This window comes from Mesorhizobium sp. (assembly GCF_004962925.1).
GTDB lineage: Bacteria > Pseudomonadota > Alphaproteobacteria > Rhizobiales > Rhizobiaceae > Mesorhizobium.
On sequence record NZ_SUEO01000144.1, the window covers coordinates 13,010 to 16,575 of the forward strand.

4 protein-coding genes are annotated in these 3,566 nt (G+C 62.7%); 2 read left to right on the forward strand and 2 right to left on the reverse strand.

What is annotated here, in order from left to right; all coding sequences use genetic code 11:
* On the reverse strand, nucleotides 1-461 hold a 461-nt coding region (locus E5W87_RS24265), incomplete at its 3' end, for a chromate resistance protein ChrB domain-containing protein (protein WP_292403275.1).
* Between the two features lie 192 nt (nucleotides 462-653).
* Here E5W87_RS24265 and E5W87_RS24270 point away from each other — a divergent pair.
* A complete protein-coding gene (locus E5W87_RS24270; RefSeq protein ID WP_292403269.1) occupies nucleotides 654-1,073 on the forward strand; it encodes a GFA family protein in 420 nt (139 codons plus the stop codon).
* Between the two features lie 62 nt (nucleotides 1,074-1,135).
* Here E5W87_RS24270 and E5W87_RS24275 read toward each other — a convergent pair whose 3' ends face one another.
* Nucleotides 1,136-2,941, reverse strand: coding sequence for an IlvD/Edd family dehydratase (locus E5W87_RS24275; protein ID WP_292403276.1), 1,806 nt, complete (start codon nucleotides 2,939-2,941; stop codon nucleotides 1,136-1,138).
* Nucleotides 2,942-3,099: 158 nt separating this feature from the next.
* On the opposite strand from E5W87_RS24275, the gene E5W87_RS24280 reads away from it, so the two are divergent.
* Complete coding sequence (locus tag E5W87_RS24280; RefSeq protein ID WP_292403271.1) at nucleotides 3,100-3,549, forward strand: carbon monoxide dehydrogenase subunit G; 450 nt, start codon at nucleotides 3,100-3,102, stop codon at nucleotides 3,547-3,549.
* Nucleotides 3,550-3,566 lie beyond the last annotated feature (17 nt).

Sequence of the window (3,566 nt, forward strand, 5' to 3'; positions counted from 1 at the left end):
GCCTCGACAAAGAGGAAGACCGCGCTCGGATCGATGAAGCGCCGGATCAGCCAGGGGCAGGCGATGCGATCGACCTTCGGGCGGGTCCGCGTCACCCATACGGTGCGGCCCATTTCATCGCGGGGCGGCATCTTGCCGGCGTGAACCAGAAGCCCCTTGGCATCGCGCCACGCCTCGAACCCACCTTCGAGGGATTCGGCACCGATGCCCTCATGCCGCAGCCATGCGGCAACGCCTTGCGAGAGCTTTTGTCCTCTTTGGCAAACGACCGCCACTCGGCTGCCGGCGAATTCGGATGCCCAGGTCGAGACGGCTTTGAAATCACGCCGGTTTGAGGCCGGCAGCAGGCGCGGATCGGCGTCGTAATCATCTTCGATGCGAACGTCGATGATCGCGGGCGCGCCCGGCAGACCAATCAGACGGGACAGTTGTGATACGGTGATAGCGGTTGTCGACGGCATGGCGTCCACCTCCTTGAGAGAGAAGCTTGGACGCGAACGTTGGGCTGACGCCTCACGGGGTCGTCGCGATGCACCCCTTGCCATGATCGTGGATTTGTAGCGCCCGCTTGTCAAGCGTCATGCCTGGAGCAAAGTATGCTCTGGCTCCGACGGCCGGTTTGGCGGAGCCAGAACACGTCTGGGAGGAAAACCATGAAAAAGACCTATCACGGCAGTTGCCATTGCGGCGCAGTGCGTTTCGAAGCCGATATCGACCTCGCCGAAGGCATCCGTAAATGCAATTGCAGCTTCTGCTGGAAACTCGGCTACCGGAAATCCTTCGCAGCCTATGAAGCCGTGCGAGTGACGGATGGCCGCGACCGGATGCGGGACTATAAGGCGACGCCGTCGAACTGGCCGGAAGGCGACATCAACCACTATATGTGCCCGAACTGCGGCGCGAACTTTCTCTCCCGCGGCTATCTCGACTTCATGGGCGGGAATTTCTGGGCAGTGAACGTCGCCTGCCTCGACGACGTCACCGAAAAGGAACTCGCCGCAGCACCAATCGTCTACGAGGACGGCAAGCGCGACAGGCAGGACCAAGCGCCGGAGATCACCAGCTATCTATAGGCGCTGCTTGGGCGCGGCTCGGCCCTTCTCCCACAACAAGGGGAGAAGGGAAGAAGAGGCGTTCAGTGATTGTCCCGCGGCACGCCGCTGGTGTGCGCCACATCCTGGTATTTCACCGCCGGCTTCAGCACCATTCCTTCGGAAAACTGGTCGACCATGCCGCGCTGGATCTCCTGCCACGGCGTCTGGTGCTTGGGATAGTGATAGCCGCCACTGTTCTGCAGCTCGGCGCGACGGCGCGTGATCTCGTCGTCGGTGACGAGAATGTCGGCGGTGCCCTTGCGCAGGTCGATGCGGACGCGGTCGCCGGTCTTCAACAACGCCAGCCCGCCGCCTATGGCGGCTTCGGGCGAGGCGTTGAGGATTGACGGCGAGCCCGACGTGCCCGACTGGCGGCCATCGCCGATGCAGGCCAGCGCATGGATGCCCTTCTTGATGAGATGGGCCGGCGGCTGCATGTTGACGACCTCGGCGCCGCCCGGATAGCCGATCGGGCCGGCGCCGCGCATGAACAGGATCGTATGCTCGTCGATGCCTTGCGCCGGATCGTCGATGCGGGCGTGGTAGTCTTCGGGCCCGTCGAAGACCATCGCGTTGCCTTCGAAGGCCTCGGGGTCCTTTGGGTTCGACAGATAGCGTTCGCGGAATTCGGGCGAGATGCCGCTGGTCTTCATGATCGCCGAATCGAACAGATTGCCCCTGAGATTGATAAAGCCGGCATTGGCCTTAAGCGGCTCGGCGACGGTGCGGATGACGTCGAGATTCTCGTTGACGGCCCCGCTGCAATTGTCGCCCATCGTCTTGCCGTTGACGGTCATGGCGTCGGGATGGGGCAACAGCCCAGCCTTCATCAGTTCGGCCACCACCGCCGGCACACCGCCGGCATGGTGATAATCCTCGCCGAGATATTCGCCCGACGGCTGCAGGTTGACGATGAGCGGTATCTTGAGGCCGACCTTCTGCCAATCGTCATTGTCGAGCGGCACGCCGAGATGGCGGGCGATGGCATTGAGATGGATCGGCGCGTTGGTCGAGCCGCCGATGGCCGAATTGACGACGATGGCGTTCTCGAAGGCCTGCCGGGTCATGATGTCGGATGGCTTTAGATCCTCATGCACCATGTCGACGATACGTTTTCCGGTCTCATAGGCGACCTGGCCGCGCTCGCGATAAGGCGCGGGGATCGCGGCCGAGCCCGGCAGTTGCATGCCGAGCGCCTCGGCCAGCGAGTTCATGGTGGTGGCGGTGCCCATTGTGTTGCAATAGCCGGTGGACGGCGCCGAGGAGGCGACGATGTCCATGAACTCGTCATAGCCGATCTCGCCGGCCGACAGGCGTTGGCGCGATTCCCAGACAATGGTGCCGGAGCCGGTGCGCTTGCCCTTGTGCCAGCCGTTGAGCATCGGGCCAACCGACAGCGCGATGGCCGGAATGTTGACGGTGGCCGCCGCCATCAGCAGGGCCGGCGTCGTCTTGTCGCAGCCGATGGTGAGCACGACGCCGTCGAGCGGGTAGCCGTAGAGCACCTCGACCAGGCCGAGATAGGCAAGGTTGCGGTCGAGTGCGGCGGTCGGGCGCTTGCCCGTCTCCTGGATCGGGTGGCACGGGAATTCGAAAGGAATGCCGCCCATCGAGACGATGCCCTCGCGCACGCGCTTGGCCAACTCGATATGATGGCGGTTGCAGGGTGACAGATCCGAACCGGTCTGGGCGATGCCGATCAGCGGCTTGCCCGACATCAGTTCGGCACGCGTCAGCCCGTAATTCAGGTAGCGCTCGAGGTAAAGCGCCGTCATCCCCGGATTGTCGGGATTGTCGAACCACTCCTGCGAGCGAAATTTCTTCTTCTGTGTTGGGGCGCCGGCCATCATGGTCTCCGTATTTGTATGACAAATCGATATGACAACGCGCGAGAGCAGGCAAGAGGCACGCGCCATCCGATTCCGGACTTTGGTGCGATAGACATACATCGGGCCCCACGCTAGACGGGATCGGGGTTTGTCAATTTTGTATCCGGGAGATTTTGATGGCTTTGGTGATCGAAGGCGAGGAACGCATCGCCGCACCCCTGCAAAAGGTGTGGGAAGCGCTGAACGACCCGGACGTTCTGAGGCAGACCATTCCGGGCTGCCAGAGCCTCGAAAAGAAATCGGACACCGAGATGGGGGCGACCGTGGTGCTCAAGATCGGCCCGATCAAGGCAACGTTCAATGGCGGGGTGACTCTGAAGAACCTCAACCCGCCCCATTCCTACACCATCCAGGGCGAAGGCAAGGGCGGCATCGCCGGCTTCGCCAAGGGCGGCGCCGATGTGACGCTGACCGCCGATGGCCCGGGGACGACGATCCTTAGATACGCAGCCAAGGCCGACGTCGGCGGCAAGATCGCCCAGCTCGGCAGCCGGCTGATCGAATCGACCTCGAAGAAACTGGCCGGGCAGTTTTTTTCGAGTTTTGGCGAGAAGGTCGGCGAGTGAGCCCCTCCCTCTTGAGG